Source organism: Alloalcanivorax xenomutans, from assembly GCF_032810065.1.
GTDB classification, from domain to species: Bacteria; Pseudomonadota; Gammaproteobacteria; order Pseudomonadales; family Alcanivoracaceae; genus Alloalcanivorax; species Alloalcanivorax xenomutans.
Genome location: NZ_CP136538.1, coordinates 3,933,438 through 3,948,072, shown reverse-complemented (window position 1 = coordinate 3,948,072; position 14,635 = coordinate 3,933,438). Strand labels below are relative to the sequence as shown.

Below are 14,635 nucleotides of genomic sequence, written 5' to 3'. Positions count from 1 at the left end.
ACCAGGTCTGGCGCCGTGAAAAAGAAGAGCACTGTGGATCAATCAGGTGACGATATAATGACGCGGAGATACATACTGGTCAGTCTTTCTTTTCTTTCCAAAAGCGCAGGTGAAGAGCGGCGGCTTCCTCTTCCAGTAGTGGTCCGATCACCTGAACGGAGCGCTGTCCGGCGGCGAAAACCGTCCGGCAGGGCAGGTCCAGGGTCGGATTCTCGGGGTGGTTGCCGGTAATCGCTTTGAGTCGTTTCTCGGAAAGACCGTAGACCACGCGTCCGATGCCCGCCCAGTAGGCCGCCCCGGCGCACATGGCGCAGGGCTCGGCGGAGGTATAGAGCGTGCACCGGGCAAGAAAATCCGGTGAATAAGATTGAGAAGCACGCGTGAGGATCACCCGTTCCGCATGTCCGGTCATATCATGATGAGGCAGGAAGGCGTTCTCCTGTTCCAGCAGAATTTCGCCATCGGCATCCACAAGTAGCGCACCGAATGGATGGCAGCCATCGTTCAGTGCCCGTTCGGCGACCAGGAAGCTTTGCCGTATATAGTGCTCGTGATCCAGTCCCCGTGATATTTCATTGGTGTTCATGGTTATCCCATTCATCTCTTAATAGCTGCGACGGCAGAGTGATAAAGCGCGCTCAGGATTTCGGCAGGCTCCAGGGGAACCACCATTTCTGGATCATCGCCACCAGCCGGAACAGGATCAGGCTGATGGTGACCAGAATGGCCAGTGCGGCAAACGCCTGGGGCACTTTGAAAAACGAGGTGGAGAAGGCGATGAAAAATCCCAACCCATTCTCGGCGGCGACAAATTCCGCCACCACCGCGCCGATAATGGCCAGCGTGATGGAAATGCGCAGCGCGGAGAAAATATGGGGCACCGCGAAAGGCAGTTGAATGTTGCGAATCTCGCGCCAGCGGCTGGCCCCGAGGGAACGGGAGAGCTCCAGCAGTTCAGGTGGTGTCGACATCAGTCCAGTGACGGTGGAAACGACGATGGGGAAAAAGGTGATCAGGAATGTAATGACGATGCGCGGCGCGTCTCCGGCGCCCAGCACCACCACGATAATCGGCGCCACGGCGACGATGGGGGTGGACTGCACCACCACCAGCATTGGGTAGAGTGTTCGGGACAGCAGCCGGCTGTTGGCCAAAGCCACCGCCAACGGAATGCCGATCATCACCGCCAGCGCATAGCCCAGCAGGCTGACCCGGAGCGTTGCCCAGATATGGCCACCCCAACTGCTGGGGCTCACCGCCAGTGCGCCTTCAACGATGGCGCTGGGAGGGGGAAGCAGATACACCGGCACGTCCAGCAGACGGCAGCCAAGCTCCCAGATCAGCAGCAAAAGCAGGGCGGCAAGGACCGGTGCTCCCCGGTCCAGCAGTCGCAGAAGCGCGCGCCCGGCGGATTCAGGCGAGGACCGCATGGCTGAAGACCTGGCCGCGGATATGGTTGGCGATTTCATGGAAGCGGGGCTCCGACAAGGTTTTCAGGGTGCGCGGGCGTGGCAGGCCCACGTCGATGATCTCGCGAATGCGTCCGGGGCGGGCGGACATTACCAGGATGCGGTCCGCCAGCAGCAGGGCTTCGGGAATGGAGTGGGTGATGAATAGCACTGTTTTGGGGCGCTCGGTCCAAATGCGTAGCAGTTCGAAGCTCATCTCGTCACGGGTCAGGGCGTCGAGGGCGGAAAACGGTTCGTCCATCAGCAGAATATCCGGGTCGTGCAGCAGGGCACGGGCGATGCCCACCCGCTGTTGCATGCCGCCGGATAATTCGGAGGGGCGTTTATGGGCGAAGTCCCGCAGCCCCACGGTGCCCAACAGTTCCTGCGCCCGCTGTTTTTCCTCAAGGGTGACGCGGCCGTACTTGTGCTTCATCGGAAAGGTGATGTTGTCCTCCACATTGAGCCAGGGCAGCAGCGTGGGCTGTTGGAATACGATGCCGATTTCCTCGCGGGGCTCGGTCACCGGCAGTCCATAGATTTCCGCCCGCCCGGAGGTGGGCCGTACCAGGCCAGCGATCACCCGAAGCAGCGTGGATTTGCCGCAGCCGGAAGGACCGATAACGGCAATGAACTCGTGCTTGTGAATGTCGAAGCTGACGCCGTCCAGCGCGTTGATGACGCCGCCATCGGAGGAAGTGAACACCTGGCCCACATTGTTGAAGCGAATGCTTGGTCGCGGGCCGTCGTTATCGTCGTGGGGCGCCATGAAAACCTCGAATCGGGTTTGAGTCCATAAAGCCATCCGGAGTGGCCGTCATAGTGTGAGCGTTGCAACATGCGCGCCAAAAGCAGAGATTTCCGCACGGGCCGTTGCCAGACCGGCATCATCCTAAGCTGCGAAAAAAACGCGGGCCGGAAAGCCCGGACCCGCGTGCAATGAAAACGTTTTCTTGATGTTGTGCTTGCCTACTTGCTGATGAAGTCACCACTGACGGCGTCTTCCGGATTCAGCGTATCCTCCGGTAACCCCTGGGCTTTGGCGACCCACTTCCAGGTGGTCGCAAGGAGAGAGGGATTGAAAGTGCCAGCGCCATCGCGCTCGCTGATTTCGTTTTTCATCAAAGGAATGGAGGCGGAAAACTCCTCGGCGGCCACCGCCGCGTCCACTTCCGCCACCTTCGCCTTCAGCGCTGCTCCCGCTTGTTGGGGATCTTCAATAGCCATTTTTTGCGCCTGGCGATAAATGGTGAGTACCTTTCTGACCAGCTCCGGCTTTTCCTTGATCAGACGGTCGGATGCAAACACCGAGAGGCCATAGCCATCAAAGCCATAATCGGACCAGGGTAAAACCCGAATCTCCTTGCCGGCTTGCTTCATTAAGGCGTTGAAGGCCGGCAGCTTGGTGATCCAGTTGATGGTGCCGTCCACCCGGCCGGTACTCATCATCGGGCCCATGGCTCCGGGATCCACTTTGGTGACACGCACATCGTCCGGCGACATGCCGTTGGCTTCCAGGACCAAGGGCCAGGTGACATTGGAGGCGGAGAAGGTGGCGGTAGCGAGATTCTTTCCTTTCAAATCGTCCAGGGTTTCGATGCCGGAATCGGCACTGACGAAAACCGCATCCGGCTGTTTGGTATAAACGGAAAGCACGGCAGTTACTGGCACGGTGGCCCCTGCCTTCGCTTGCAGTAGCGCGGACAGGCCGCCGGTTCCCATGTCGGCGGCGCCAGTGGCCAGTTTGGTGACCACATCGCTGGAACCACGCCCTGACATGATTTCCACTTCAATATCCTCGGCGGCGAACAAGCCTTTTTCCACGGCGAGGTAAATGATGGCCTTGTCGCCGGCGGGCAACCAGTCGTTGAGCCAGCGGATTTTATCCGCCGCCTGAACGCCCGCCGTCATGCTCACCAAGACGGCGGTCAAAAGGTAACGTCTGAAACGGTAGATCATGGAAAACTCCTTTTGGGTCCGGGGTCGCGTGCGGCGATACACCCTCGTCTATCTATAGTGGTCCATGCAAAGGGCATGCCTTGTCCCGTGTGTTAACGCGATGAAAGAAACCAGCCAGTATCTCTCCAAGCTTTTGGGGAGAAGCCAGTTGCGGGGCATGCCCTGTATCGAGTGTGGCGACGTCTGCGCCGGGCACCTGTTGTTGCATCCAGCGCTGTGCCTCCAGGATCACCGAGCGGTCACGCAGCGCTTCCACATACAAGCGTGGTAATGCACCGAAGCGCTCAGGTGTCCAATGCGCGACACCAGCGCGAGGACCTTCTGGTTGCGGTGTGAGCTGTCGCGCGGCGGCCCAGGCGGGAGCATCGTCGACGTCGTGAAAAAAAATGTCGCGGCCTGCGGCAGGCGGCACCTTGCTGTAACGGCGCCTTTGGTCCCAGATCAGATGCGGGCCGATGCCGGCGGCGGCGGGATTTCTCTGGACCAGATGCCGGGTCAGGTCGGCGAAGCCGGTGCCCGTGGGCAGCATCATTCCTGCCACGTAGGCGATGCCCGCGATATGGTCCGGGCGGTTTTCCGCCACCTGGGTGGCGATCACGCCGCCGCCCGAGTGCGCCACCAGGAAGGCGGGGCCGTCGAGCTGATCGAGGGCTGTTTCCACACAGGCGACGCAGTCCGCGAAATCGACCTGCTCCGCGGTGCCGGTACCGTGGCCATTGCCGGGCAGATTCAGCGCGTGGGGATGGAATCCCCGCTGACGCAACAGGGGTACCAGGGCGTCCCAGACCCAGGCGCCGGCCCAGGCGCCGTGAATCAGAATGACATCGTTCATCGAGTTACTTGAGCTACTTATAGGTGCGTTGATACATGTCGATCATGTGCTGTTCGACGGTAACCGGCGGATACTTCGGGGAAGCGCCTGGGGCAAGACAGCTGGGCAGGCACCGCACCTGATGGTCCGGATTTCCGGAATGGAAGAACGGCACGGAGAAACGCTCACGGCCGGACAGGTTGACCACGCGATGCAGGGTCGAGCGATAGCGGTCATTGGTCCAGCGGGCGATCATGTCACCCAGGTTCACCACATAGGTGCCGGGAACGGGATCGGCATGAATCCAGCCCTGGCTGGCCTGATCCCAAACCTGCAGACCGGGATTGTCGTCCTGTAGCAGCAAGGTGATGCCACCAAAATCGGTATGGGCGCCACAGCCTTTTTCGCCGGGCTCGGGATTGCCCGGTTGCGGCGGATAGTGCAACAGACGCAGGACCGCCATCGGCTCATGGCAAAAATCAGCGAAGTAGTCTTCCGGCAAGGAGAGTGATAGCGCCAACCCTTGCATGATCCGCGCGCTGAGTTCGTTCATGGCTTCGAAGTAGGTTTCCATGGTCTCACGGAAGCCGGCTTGCCGTGGCCATTGGTTGGCGCCGTGATTGAACTTGCCGGCGCGTACCGCCGGATGGTCGTCCGGCAAGTCGCGGCCAATATAGTAGCCTTCCTTCAGATCCGGTGGCGCGTCCGCTTCCAGAGTCTGGCCGCGCAGCGGTTCATAACCCCGGTTGGCGGGCGAAAGCGCTTTGTCGACCTGTTTTTTGGTCGCCAGTGGCTGTTCGAAGAACGCCTTGGCGGCAGCGAACACCCGCGCCTGCAAGCGCGCTTCGATACCGTGGTTGCGAATGTAGAAGAAGCCCTTGTCGAGGCAGGCGGCGCTGAGTTGTTCGGCCACCGTTCGGCGTTGTTTCTGGTCACCGTCGATCAAGGCCCCGATATCGATGATCGGCAGTGACTGCTGATTAACCTTTTGCGCTTGCAGGGTGCTCGTCATGGAACTTCTCTCGTTGGCGGACGATCCTTGCCTGCCAGTTTGCGCGGCGTCCCGGCGGTGCCAAAGAAGAGAATATCGACCATGCCGATGCCGATCCGGCAGCGGCGTCGGGGATCAATCGGTCAAGGGTTCACCGATGTCGTTGGCCTCACGGAGTTCCCGCTCCGCCAGCTCATCGGCCAGCAATCTTGCCACTGCATCGGCCGCTACTGGCAGGGAACGGCCGGTACGGGCATAGATACCGAGGTCACTGAAAACCGGGCCATTGTCATTGAGAGGAATATGCCGAAGCGTGCCGGCGGCCAATTCCGCTTCCAGCCCGATACGGGTCTGGAAGGTGACACCGACACCGCGTCGCGCCAGCTCCTTGCCCAGTTCCACCGAGTTGGACTGCACCACGCCCTTGTCGCCGACGCCGGCGCGCTCGATGGCCGGCTTGAGCAGGTGGTATACCGATAGATCGGTCTTGGCCAGGATCAGAGGGTACTCAGCACAGGTGGCGAAGCTGACTTCGTGGCGTTTTGCCAGAGGATGCTCAGCCGGCACCAGGGCTCCGAGTCGGAACCGGCCTACCATGATCTGTCGCAGGCCGGTGCTGCGTTGCAGGGCGAAGGCCATGCCCAGGTCGGCGGCGCCGCTGGTTACGGCTTCGGGAATGTCGCGGGAACCGAGGGTGACCACGCCCAGGGTCACCTTCGGGAAGTGCTCCCGGGCGCGTTCAATGATGGTGGGCATGAAGTCCGAGGTGACCCCTTCCACGGTGGCGATTTCCACGTGACCGGTGCGCAGCCCTTTGAGCGCGTCCAGCTCCGAGCGTGCCCGTTCCGCGTCCTGCAATACCACCAGGGCATGGCGGGCGAAGATCTCACCGGCGGTGGTCAGCCTGAGTCCACCAGGCAGGCGTTCGAACAGTGGCGTGCCAACTTCGTCCTCGAGTTTCAGGATCTGCCGGTTGACCGCGGAGGACGCCACGAACAAGCGCCGTGCCGCTTCCCGTATGGAGCCGGCGCGGCGTACCGCGTCGAAGTACACCACCGCCGGAGAATGAACGCGCAACCGTGTGCTCATCGGGAGCCTCTCTAACCGTGGATCAATCACCGTCGATCAATCTAGCCGTCGATCAATATCCGCGACAATTGATTGTGCCGTTCCACCAGACGTGGCAGTTCCACAGTGGTGAGTTGTCCGTCGCGCACCACCGTCTTGCCATTGACGATACTCAGCGAAACTCGTCGGGGCGCACAGAACAACAGGGCCGCCAGCGGATCGGACAAGCCGCCGGCGAAGGCGATGTCGTCCAGTTTCCAGGCCACCAGATCAGCGCAGTAGCCAGCCTGAATACGCCCCAGATGATCACCGCGCCCCAGTACTTCGGCGCCGCCGCGGGTAGCCAGTCGCAGTGCTTCGCGGGCCGACAGGGCGGTGGGGTCTTCGTCTCGGACCCGCGCCACCAGCATGGCCTGGCGGGCCTCTCCCAGCAGATCATTGCCGTCGTTGGAAGCGGAGCCGTCCACGCCCAGGCCGACACGGACACCGTTGTCCAGCATGCGGCGGATCGGGGCATGGCCCGATGCCAGGCGCATATTGGAACAGGGGCAGTGGGCGACGCCGGTGCCGGTGCGGCCGAATAACTGAATACCGTGCTCGTCCAGGTGCACACAGTGAGCGTGCCAGACGTCGTCACCGACCCAGTCCATTTCCTCGGCGAATTGCGCCGGTGTCATGCCGTAGCGCTGCTGGCTGAAGGCCAGATCCTTGCCGTTCTCGGCGGTATGAGTGTGCAGCCGCACGCCAAGATCACGTGCCAGGATAGCGCTCTGACGCATCAAATCCGGCGATACCGTGAACGGCGACGATGGCCCCAGCGCCACCTGCAACATGGCATCGGCGCTGGCATCGTGGTGCGTTTCCACCACTCGCTGCATTTCCTTGAGCACCGCGTCCTCATTCTTCTCCACCACCAGATCCGGCGGCAGCCCGCCCTGACTTTTGCCCAGCGTGATGGCGCCACGGACACCGTGATAGCGCAGGCCCATGATCGAAGCCGCCTCGATGTTGTCCTCCAGGCGGCCGCCGTTGACATAGAAGTAAGCGTGGTCGGCGGCGGTGGTGCACCCGGAAAGCATTAACTCCGCCATGGCGGTTTGCGCCGATACCGTCATCATTTCCGGGGTGATATTGGCCCAGACTGGAAACAGGGCGTCGAGCCAGTCGAACAGCTCGGCGTCTTGCGCCGCCGGTAAGGCCCGAGTCAGGCTCTGGAACATATGGTGATGGGTGTTGACCAGACCCGGTATCAGCACATGGCCACTGAGGTCGATGGTTTCGTCCGCCTCCCGGGACAGGGTGTGGCTCGGGCCCACCGCGCGAATGCGGTTGCCTTCGATCAGAACGGCGCCGTCACGGATCTCGGTGCCGTGATCGTCCATGGTCGCCACTACAGTGGCGTTTTTCAGTAGCAAAGTGCGGCTCATCACCCGGGCTCCCTTTTCTAAAAAGCAAAAACGCGAATCAGCGCGACCCGAGGACCGCGCGGAAGAACGTACACTGACCTGTATACCGCCACCGGTGGCGCACACTCAAACCCGGCCGAGAGGGCCGTCGCCAGGACCAGCGGTCCGTTTTACCTCAGGTGTAACGCAAGATGCTTGCCAGATCGATGTCGCCGGAGGGCTCATCCAGATCCAACAGGCCTTCAAGGGTGTCCAGGTGTTCCCGCGCCAGTTGCGCGGCCTGGTCCGCCTCGCCCTTGATAATCAGGTCGGCCAGGCGACCGTGATCATTACCAAGAAAGCAGGCGGTGATGCCCGGGGCTTTGTATAGCGCGATGACAATGGAGGTGCGCAATACCAGTTCCAGCATCATCTTGCCGAGCACCTGATTGGGGCACTGGCGAGCCAGATACTGGTGAATTGCCATGGAGCAGTGCACGCGGTGTTGGTCCTGGCCGCGCTCGTGGGCGCTCTTTTCTTCCTTGATCAGTTTGCGCAGGGCTTGTGCCTCGGATTTGCCCAGGGTGCCGGCCACCAGGCGGGTGACCTCCCCTTCCACCAGGCGGCGGGCGGCGAAAATCTGCCGGGTTTCCTCGATGCCGGGTCTGGCCACCACCGCCATTTGATTGGGGCTTTGCTCGGTGACGTGATCGGATGCCAGCCGGGTCAGTGCCTTGCGCACGATGGACCGGCTCACTCCGAACAGTTCGCTTAACGCCACTTCCGGCAGTTTCGAGCCGGGAGGCAGCCGCTGGGTGAGCACCGCCTGATAGATGGAATCGTAGATGGTCTGGTCGGTGGCTTTGCGCGAGCCCCGGCCACCATTGGTGTGCATGGCGCCTAGCGACGCGGCGGCCTGTTTGTCCGTACGGGGATCGACAGCCATGGGTACCGTTGTTCCTTCTTTTTTGGACTAGCGGAATGTATACAGACCTTTATACGGGTGCAACCGGAAGGCGGATACCCTCCAGAAGATGTTCCTCGCAATTGTGGCCCGGCCCTTCCCGGTCCACTACCAGGAAGTCGCCGCCAGGCGAAAGGGCCAGCAGGGGATGATGCCAAGTGCCCGCGTGATAATTGACGCCGGTGCCATTGGTGATCAAAAAAGCGTGCAGGTCCGCCACCGCCGGCGGTGGTCCGGGAGGGGCGACCACCACGATGTAAGGCTGACCGGCCAGCGGCACGAATGCCTGGCTGCCGAGGGGGTGGCGTTCCATCAGCACCAGAGTGTGCGGTAGTGAGATCGGTCGCGGCCGGAACAGACTGAGAATGGCGCCGCCGTCGGTGCCGGTTTCCACTTTGGCCAGCCGATGGTAACGCCGGCATTGGCCATCGTTGATCAGGAAGTAGTCCCGCTCATGGCTGTGGATGAGGTCGCCGAAGGGGGTGAACGCCTCCGCCGTCAACGGCTCCAGTGTCAGCTCTTGAGTGGTCATTGTATCTGGCCGAACACGCGAAAGCGGCTGATGCCGCCGTCCGGGTGCATATTAAGACGAACATGCGTCACCGCATCCAGGGTCTCCAACTGATCCTGGAAGTGGTGCATGGCATCCGGGCCCAGTGGTTGCGGTGTCAGCAGCGTCGGCCAGAACATACTGGAAGCGCGTAGCAGGGCGGTGTCCGCGTGGTCTTCCAGATTGGCCGCTTGCACTGATACCTGAGCCGGAAAGTTGCCTTTGAAAAAGGCGGTGTCCACTTCCAGTCCGGTGACACGGCCACGGTGGCCCAGACCGATCACGCACCAGTCGAAACCCGGTTCGCGGCGCCGCCGGGTTTCCCAGCCGTCCCCCATATTAAGGCCCCGGCCGGGATAGAGCAGGGAGTGCGGCCAGCCGTAGTGGGCGTCGCTCAGAGCCAGGACCTGGCCGCCAAGCCGGGCCGCCGACAGTTCCACTTCCTGGTCCGCGTCAACGCCGGCCCAGTCCACTCTTGGGCGGCCCAGCACACGAAAGCGCGCGACGCCGCCGTCGGGATGGAGGTTCAGACGAACGTGGGTGGCATGGCCTGGGGTCGGCAAGGTGAAGCGGTGCAGATGGTCGCCTTGCAGAGCGGTCATGGTCAGCAGGGGCTGCCAGCGAGCGGAAGCCGGATCCTCGCCATCGCCGAGGACGCAGGCGTCCACGGAGGCGGCCATGGGGTAGTTGCCGGTGAAGTGAGCGGTATCGATTTCCAGTTGGTGGACGTCACCGGGGGCGCCCAGACGCACGATTGCACTGTCGTGTCCGGGGCCGCGGCGGCGGCGGGTTTCCCAGCCATCCATCCACTTGCCGTGATCATCGAACTTGTCGGCGATGAATCGAGGGGGCGTCTCCGCCAGCATGCGTTCGGCGCTGGCGAAGAACTGGTCGGTAACCGATACGATCTCGGTGCCCAGCCGGGCGGCGGCGAGATTCGGGTAGGCGATGATGGTGTCCGTCATTGAGAGCTCCATGGTTCCGGTCATGGCCGGGTTATTCCGTCGGACGGTTTTCCGAATTGTGTTCCACGCCTTGTTGCAACCAGCGGGCCAGCAAAGCGCGTTCGTCGTCGGTGATGCGGGTGATGTTGCCTGGCGGCATCACCGAAGTGGTCACGGCCAACTGGCCGATCTGGGTTTTGTGGGCGCGGATTTGCGCCGGTGTATCCAGCCGCACGCCCTTGGGCGGTGTGGCGAAGCCGGCGAAATCCGGGCGCGCCGCATGACAGCCTGCACAGCGTTCCTGCACGATGCTTTGCACCTGGGAGAAGGGCACCGGTGGCAGGTTCGCATCCACCGGTGCTGGTCCGGATGGTTTGGTCAGTACGATCAACACGACCAGCCCGGCCGCGCCGACCAACGGTAATGCGATCTTGGCGGGCCGGGGCAGATGGCGGATGTTGAAGTAGTGACGGATCACCATGCTGGCCGCCATCAGGGTGGCCAGAATCAACCAGTTCCAGTGGCTGCCGTAGGTACCGGGGAAATGGTTGCTGATCATGATGAACAGCACCGGCAGAGTCAGATAATTGTTGTGCCGGGAGCGTTGCGCTCCGGCCAGGCCCCTGGCGGCATCCGGTTCGCGACCGGCGGTCATGGCGTCCACCATGGCGCGCTGGCCGGGAATGATCACGAAAAAGACGTTGGCGACCATGCAGGTGCCAATGGCGGCGCCGACATGAATATAGGCGCCACGGCCGCTGAAAATCTGGCTCAGTCCCCAGGCCAGAGCCACCAGCAAGATAAAGCCCACTGCCGCCAGCAGCGCAGGACGCCGGCCCAATGGTGAGCGGCACAGTCCGTCGTACACCAGCCAGGAGAGAATCAGCACGCCAATGCCGATCAGGCTGGCGGTAAGCGGGGATAACTCCGCCACCGAGGGATCGATCAGATTGGTTCCGGCATTCAGGTAATACACTACGAACAACAGCAGGAAGCCGCTCATCCAGGTGTAATAGGCTTCCCATTTGAACCAGTGCAGACGTTCGGGCAGTTGTTCCGGCGCCACCTGATACTTCTGCAGGTAGTAAAAGCCGCCACCGTGGATGGCCCAGAGAGTACCAGCGACGCCCGGTGGCTTTTGGCCCTCTCGCTGCAGATGGTTCTCCAGCCAATTGAAATAGAAAGAAGCCCCTATCCAGGCTATGCCGACAGTGATGTGCAGCCAGCGGATCAGCAGGTTGGCCCATTCGTACCAATGCGCTTCCATCGTTTCTCCCCCCTGTTAACTGCCGCGGTAGGTGCTGTAACCGTAGGGAGAGACCAGCAGTGGAACGTGGTAATGCTGGTCGGGGGTGCTGATGCCGAAGCGGATCACCACGTCATCCAGAAATGAGGGGGTCGGCAAGGATATCCCCCGGGCAAGGAAGTAGTCCCCCACCGCGAAGTTTAGTTGGTATACCCCGCTTGCCATCGTGACGCCTTCAAGCAACGGCGTGTCGCAACGTCCATCGGCATTGGTTTTGCATTCGGTCAACAGACGGGCCTGGCTTCCCTCGATTCGCCACAACTGGAGAGAGAGATCGGCGGCGGGGCGGCCACTACTGGTGTCCAGAACGTGGGTGGTCAATCGGCCCATGTTCGCTCCTGTGTTCGTTTTAATGTCGACAATTATTAAGTCTAAATGTATACATGCATGATTAATGCCAGAGTGGAGGCAAGCATGAGTAACCCGTCTTATCCCCGTGACCTGATCGGTTACGGGGCCAGTCCGCCCAATCCACGCTGGCCCGGTGAAGCCCGTGTGGCGGTGCAGTTCGTGCTTAATTACGAAGAAGGAGGGGAGAATTGCGTCCTGCATGGTGATCCGGCTTCGGAGTCCTTCTTATCTGAAATGGTCGGGGCCGACGCGCGCGAAGGCGTACGTCACATGAGCATGGAATCGCTCTATGAGTACGGCAGCCGGGTCGGGGTGTGGCGCCTGTTGAAGCTGTTTCAACGCTATCGGATTCCGCTCACCGTGTTTGCCGTGGGCATGGCGGCGGAGCGGCATCCGGAAGTCATTCGCACCATGGTGGAGCAGGGCCACGAAATCTGCAGTCACGGCTATCGCTGGATTGACTATCAATATGTGCCGGAGTCGCTGGAGGCGGAACATATCGGTCGCGCGGTTGAGGCGCTGACACGCGCCGCCGGCACGCCGCCGCTGGGCTGGTACACTGGCCGCACCAGTCCGAATACCCGGCGGCTGGTGGTGGAGCACGGCGGCTTTCTCTATGACGCCGACGACTACAGTGATGAGCTGCCGTTCTGGACTACCGTGTCCGGGCGCAAACATTTGGTGGTGCCCTACACGCTGGATGCCAACGACATGCGTTTCGCCAGCCCTGGTGGTTTCAACAGCGGCGATCAGTTTTTCACATATCTGCGTGATGCTTTCGACACACTGTATCAAGAGGGGGCGGAGCAGCCGCGCATGTTGTCGGTGGGTTTGCATTGCCGGCTGGCGGGGCGTCCAGGCCGGGCCGCGGCACTGGAACGCTTCCTCAAATACCTGTGCGCTCATAACCGGGTGTGGTTCGCCCGGCGTATCGATATTGCCCGACACTGGATGGAGCACCATGGCTGAAACCGTCGTCCGTCTGACCCCACGCCCGAGCCGGCTCAGCGAGGCTGATTTCGTTGAACGGTTCGGCGATGTTTATGAACATTCTCCATGGATTGCCAGAGAGGCTTACCAGTTGGGGCTCGGTGAGCCGCAGGACACCCCGCAAGGATTGGCGGAGGTGATGGCGCGGGTATTTCGCGCGGCGGATCCGGAGCGCCAGCTGGGCGTATTACGAGCGCATCCGGATCTGGCCGGCAAAGCCGCGCTGGCCGGTGAACTGACCCGGGACTCCAGCGCGGAGCAGGCATCCGCCGGCCTTGACCAATGCACCCCGGAAGAATTTTCCCGGTTTCAAACGCTTAATGATGCCTATCAAAAGCGTTTCGGTTTCCCTTTCATCATCGCGGTAAAAGGGTTGCACCGTGGGGACATTCTGAAGGCCTTTGCCGACCGTTTGGAGCATGACCTGGAACAGGAGCGCAGGGCCGCGGTGGAGCAGGTGAATCGTATTGCGTTACTGCGTTTATGTGACCGGGTCGGGTGAGACCGGAGTGCCGCCGAGCCAGGTCTGTAATGGGCGCCGTTCCAGATCGGCGGCATCGCCGCGCAGTAATTCCTCGAACCAGTCCTCGATACCGGCTTTGCCCGCCGGGCGTGGCAGTAGAACGAAGTCCGCCCTTTTTCCCGCGGCCAGACTGCCGGCTTCGCCGCCACGCCCCAGGCAATCCGCGCCGGCCTGGGTGGCCCGGTAGAGCGCTTCTTCCGGTGTTACCGGGACGCCGGCGGCACGATGCTGGTCCACAAAGCGCTGCATGACGTGCAGCATGCTGTGGCTAGGCCCTGCTCCCACATCCGAAGCCAGAGCAAACCTCAGCCGGTGCCGCCGTACCGCTTCCAGATCCATCCGGCCGCTATCCAGGGCCTCGTTGCTTGAAGGGCAATGCGCGATCCAGCTGCGCCGTTGGGCAAGGGTGTGGTACTCGCGCTGCGAAAGGTGAATGCAATGGCCGAGCACCGTGCGTGGGGTCAACAGCCCGGCCTGATCATAAACGTCGGTGTAGTCCCGCGCTTCGGGGAAGGCTTCCCGGACTTCACGGATTTCCCGCGGGGACTCGGACAAATGCGTCTGCACGAAGGCGCCGGTGCGTCGCGCCAGTTCTCCCAGCTCCCCCATCAGCCGGGCACTGCAATTGAGAGCGAAGCGCGGAGTAATGGCGTAGCGCGCGGTGCCCAGTTCCTCCAATAACGGCGCCACGGCCTCGGCGTTGTCCGGGCTGGCCCTGCGCAGCGGCTCCGGGGCGGATTTTTCCATGATGGCGTTGCCCAGGATCCAATCGCCTCTGGCGTGCTCGGCGGCGATGCGCAGGGCGCCGTCGTGCGGGCTGGAATAGGCCATGCCCAGGGTGGTGCCGGCGCGGATCGTGTCGCTGAAGAAAGCACGGGCATGGCCATGGGCCAGCCCGGCGTGCTCGAAGCCGGCTTCTTCCGGCCAGATGTGTTCGCGTAACCATTCCATCAAATCGGTCTGGAAGCGCCCGCGAACATGATGTTGCACCCAATGAATATGAACATCCGCGAAACCGGGCACCAGCAGGCCGTCCAGCTCCAGAGTGTTGCGGTCCCGGCCGTCGGCGAACTGTTCTATCCGGTCCACGTCGACGATGCGCCCAGCCTCGATCAAAAGGCCCCCGTCGCTGATGTATCGCCAGCGGTCAGCGTCCAGTGGTGTCAGCAGGCTGGCTCGGATCAGCAAAGTCTTGGGCATGGTCGGAAATCCCTAATGTATACATCAGGAGAGAACCATATCGCTTGATACGAAGCGAGGGAAGCGGTTCCTTGAAGTGGACGAAAAGACTTAAAACAGTGATCAAAAAAGGGGCGAGCGCACAAATTTAACGCATGAATTCGGC

At 61.6% G+C, this 14,635-nt stretch carries 16 protein-coding genes; 2 read left to right on the top strand and 14 right to left on the bottom strand.

The window, feature by feature from the left end:
- Positions 1–79: 79 nt before the first annotated feature.
- From RYH70_RS18290 to uraH, 13 genes are all read right to left on the bottom strand, one after another.
- Positions 80–586 (bottom strand): nucleoside deaminase, encoded by a 507-nt coding sequence (locus RYH70_RS18290; protein ID WP_022993620.1) that lies wholly within the window; start codon positions 584–586, stop codon positions 80–82.
- A 52-nt stretch (positions 587–638) separates the two neighbouring features.
- On the bottom strand, positions 639–1,430 hold the full coding sequence (locus RYH70_RS18285; protein ID WP_022993619.1) for an ABC transporter permease: 792 nt from the start codon (positions 1,428–1,430) through the stop codon (positions 639–641).
- Positions 1,414–2,217, bottom strand: coding sequence for an ABC transporter ATP-binding protein (locus RYH70_RS18280; protein WP_022993618.1), 804 nt, complete (start codon positions 2,215–2,217; stop codon positions 1,414–1,416). Before RYH70_RS18280 ends, RYH70_RS18285 begins: the two co-directional genes overlap by 17 nt.
- 200 nt (positions 2,218–2,417) lie before the next feature.
- Positions 2,418–3,407 carry an ABC transporter substrate-binding protein gene (locus RYH70_RS18275; protein WP_022993617.1) on the bottom strand — a complete coding sequence of 330 codons (990 nt, stop codon included), beginning with the start codon at positions 3,405–3,407 and terminating at the stop codon, positions 2,418–2,420.
- A gap of 52 nt (positions 3,408–3,459) precedes the next feature.
- A complete protein-coding gene (locus RYH70_RS18270) occupies positions 3,460–4,239 on the bottom strand; it encodes an alpha/beta fold hydrolase (RefSeq protein WP_022993616.1) in 780 nt (259 codons plus the stop codon).
- A gap of 13 nt (positions 4,240–4,252) precedes the next feature.
- Positions 4,253–5,230 carry an isopenicillin N synthase family dioxygenase gene (locus tag RYH70_RS18265; RefSeq protein ID WP_063139894.1) on the bottom strand — a complete coding sequence of 326 codons (978 nt, stop codon included), beginning with the start codon at positions 5,228–5,230 and terminating at the stop codon, positions 4,253–4,255.
- 114 nt (positions 5,231–5,344) lie between these two features.
- A complete protein-coding gene (locus RYH70_RS18260) occupies positions 5,345–6,298 on the bottom strand; it encodes a LysR family transcriptional regulator (protein WP_063139893.1) in 954 nt (317 codons plus the stop codon).
- A 41-nt stretch (positions 6,299–6,339) separates the two neighbouring features.
- On the bottom strand, positions 6,340–7,704 hold the full coding sequence (locus RYH70_RS18255; RefSeq protein WP_080531612.1) for an 8-oxoguanine deaminase: 1,365 nt from the start codon (positions 7,702–7,704) through the stop codon (positions 6,340–6,342).
- Between the two features lie 154 nt (positions 7,705–7,858).
- A complete protein-coding gene (locus RYH70_RS18250) occupies positions 7,859–8,608 on the bottom strand; it encodes a GntR family transcriptional regulator (RefSeq protein ID WP_022993612.1) in 750 nt (249 codons plus the stop codon).
- A 49-nt stretch (positions 8,609–8,657) separates the two neighbouring features.
- Positions 8,658–9,158 carry an ureidoglycolate lyase gene (locus RYH70_RS18245; RefSeq protein ID WP_317009480.1) on the bottom strand — a complete coding sequence of 167 codons (501 nt, stop codon included), beginning with the start codon at positions 9,156–9,158 and terminating at the stop codon, positions 8,658–8,660.
- Complete coding sequence (gene alc / locus RYH70_RS18240) at positions 9,155–10,141, bottom strand: allantoicase (RefSeq protein WP_080531610.1); 987 nt, start codon at positions 10,139–10,141, stop codon at positions 9,155–9,157. Before alc ends, RYH70_RS18245 begins: the two co-directional genes overlap by 4 nt.
- Positions 10,142–10,172: 31 nt before the next feature.
- Complete coding sequence (locus tag RYH70_RS18235) at positions 10,173–11,387, bottom strand: urate hydroxylase PuuD (protein ID WP_317009479.1); 1,215 nt, start codon at positions 11,385–11,387, stop codon at positions 10,173–10,175.
- 15 nt (positions 11,388–11,402) lie between these two features.
- Entirely contained in the window at positions 11,403–11,756 is a 354-nt protein-coding gene (uraH, locus tag RYH70_RS18230) for a hydroxyisourate hydrolase (RefSeq protein WP_022993608.1), read from the bottom strand.
- Between the two features lie 84 nt (positions 11,757–11,840).
- Here uraH and puuE point away from each other — a divergent pair, with 84 nt between their 5' ends.
- Both puuE and uraD read left to right on the top strand, forming a co-directional pair.
- Entirely contained in the window at positions 11,841–12,746 is a 906-nt protein-coding gene (puuE, locus tag RYH70_RS18225) for an allantoinase PuuE (RefSeq protein ID WP_055099509.1), read from the top strand.
- On the top strand, positions 12,739–13,269 hold the full coding sequence (gene uraD / locus RYH70_RS18220; RefSeq protein ID WP_022993606.1) for a 2-oxo-4-hydroxy-4-carboxy-5-ureidoimidazoline decarboxylase: 531 nt from the start codon (positions 12,739–12,741) through the stop codon (positions 13,267–13,269). The genes puuE and uraD overlap by 8 nt, the downstream gene beginning before the upstream one ends.
- Here the strand turns inward: uraD and RYH70_RS18215 are convergent.
- Complete coding sequence (locus RYH70_RS18215) at positions 13,249–14,490, bottom strand: amidohydrolase family protein (RefSeq protein ID WP_317009478.1); 1,242 nt, start codon at positions 14,488–14,490, stop codon at positions 13,249–13,251. The genes uraD and RYH70_RS18215 overlap by 21 nt on opposite strands.
- Positions 14,491–14,635: the final 145 nt, after the last annotated feature.

What these genes read in the sequence shown, in the direction of transcription:
- RYH70_RS18275 (WP_022993617.1), bottom strand. Translation starts at nt 3,407, where the DNA reads ATGATCTACCGTTTCAGACGTTACCTTTTGACCGCCGTCTTGGTGAGC.
- RYH70_RS18255 (WP_080531612.1), bottom strand. Translation starts at nt 7,704, where the DNA reads ATGAGCCGCACTTTGCTACTGAAAAACGCCACTGTAGTGGCGACCATG.
- RYH70_RS18235 (WP_317009479.1), bottom strand. Translation starts at nt 11,387, where the DNA reads ATGGAAGCGCATTGGTACGAATGGGCCAACCTGCTGATCCGCTGGCTG.
- RYH70_RS18265 (WP_063139894.1), bottom strand. Translation starts at nt 5,230, where the DNA reads ATGACGAGCACCCTGCAAGCGCAAAAGGTTAATCAGCAGTCACTGCCG.
- RYH70_RS18260 (WP_063139893.1), bottom strand. Translation starts at nt 6,298, where the DNA reads ATGAGCACACGGTTGCGCGTTCATTCTCCGGCGGTGGTGTACTTCGAC.
- uraH (WP_022993608.1), bottom strand. Translation starts at nt 11,756, where the DNA reads ATGGGCCGATTGACCACCCACGTTCTGGACACCAGTAGTGGCCGCCCC.
- RYH70_RS18245 (WP_317009480.1), bottom strand. Translation starts at nt 9,158, where the DNA reads ATGACCACTCAAGAGCTGACACTGGAGCCGTTGACGGCGGAGGCGTTC.
- RYH70_RS18270 (WP_022993616.1), bottom strand. Translation starts at nt 4,239, where the DNA reads ATGAACGATGTCATTCTGATTCACGGCGCCTGGGCCGGCGCCTGGGTC.
- RYH70_RS18215 (WP_317009478.1), bottom strand. Translation starts at nt 14,490, where the DNA reads ATGCCCAAGACTTTGCTGATCCGAGCCAGCCTGCTGACACCACTGGAC.
- RYH70_RS18285 (WP_022993619.1), bottom strand. Translation starts at nt 1,430, where the DNA reads ATGCGGTCCTCGCCTGAATCCGCCGGGCGCGCGCTTCTGCGACTGCTG.
- uraD (WP_022993606.1), top strand. Translation starts at nt 12,739, where the DNA reads ATGGCTGAAACCGTCGTCCGTCTGACCCCACGCCCGAGCCGGCTCAGC.
- RYH70_RS18280 (WP_022993618.1), bottom strand. Translation starts at nt 2,217, where the DNA reads ATGGCGCCCCACGACGATAACGACGGCCCGCGACCAAGCATTCGCTTC.
- RYH70_RS18250 (WP_022993612.1), bottom strand. Translation starts at nt 8,608, where the DNA reads ATGGCTGTCGATCCCCGTACGGACAAACAGGCCGCCGCGTCGCTAGGC.
- alc (WP_080531610.1), bottom strand. Translation starts at nt 10,141, where the DNA reads ATGACGGACACCATCATCGCCTACCCGAATCTCGCCGCCGCCCGGCTG.
- RYH70_RS18290 (WP_022993620.1), bottom strand. Translation starts at nt 586, where the DNA reads ATGAACACCAATGAAATATCACGGGGACTGGATCACGAGCACTATATA.
- puuE (WP_055099509.1), top strand. Translation starts at nt 11,841, where the DNA reads ATGAGTAACCCGTCTTATCCCCGTGACCTGATCGGTTACGGGGCCAGT.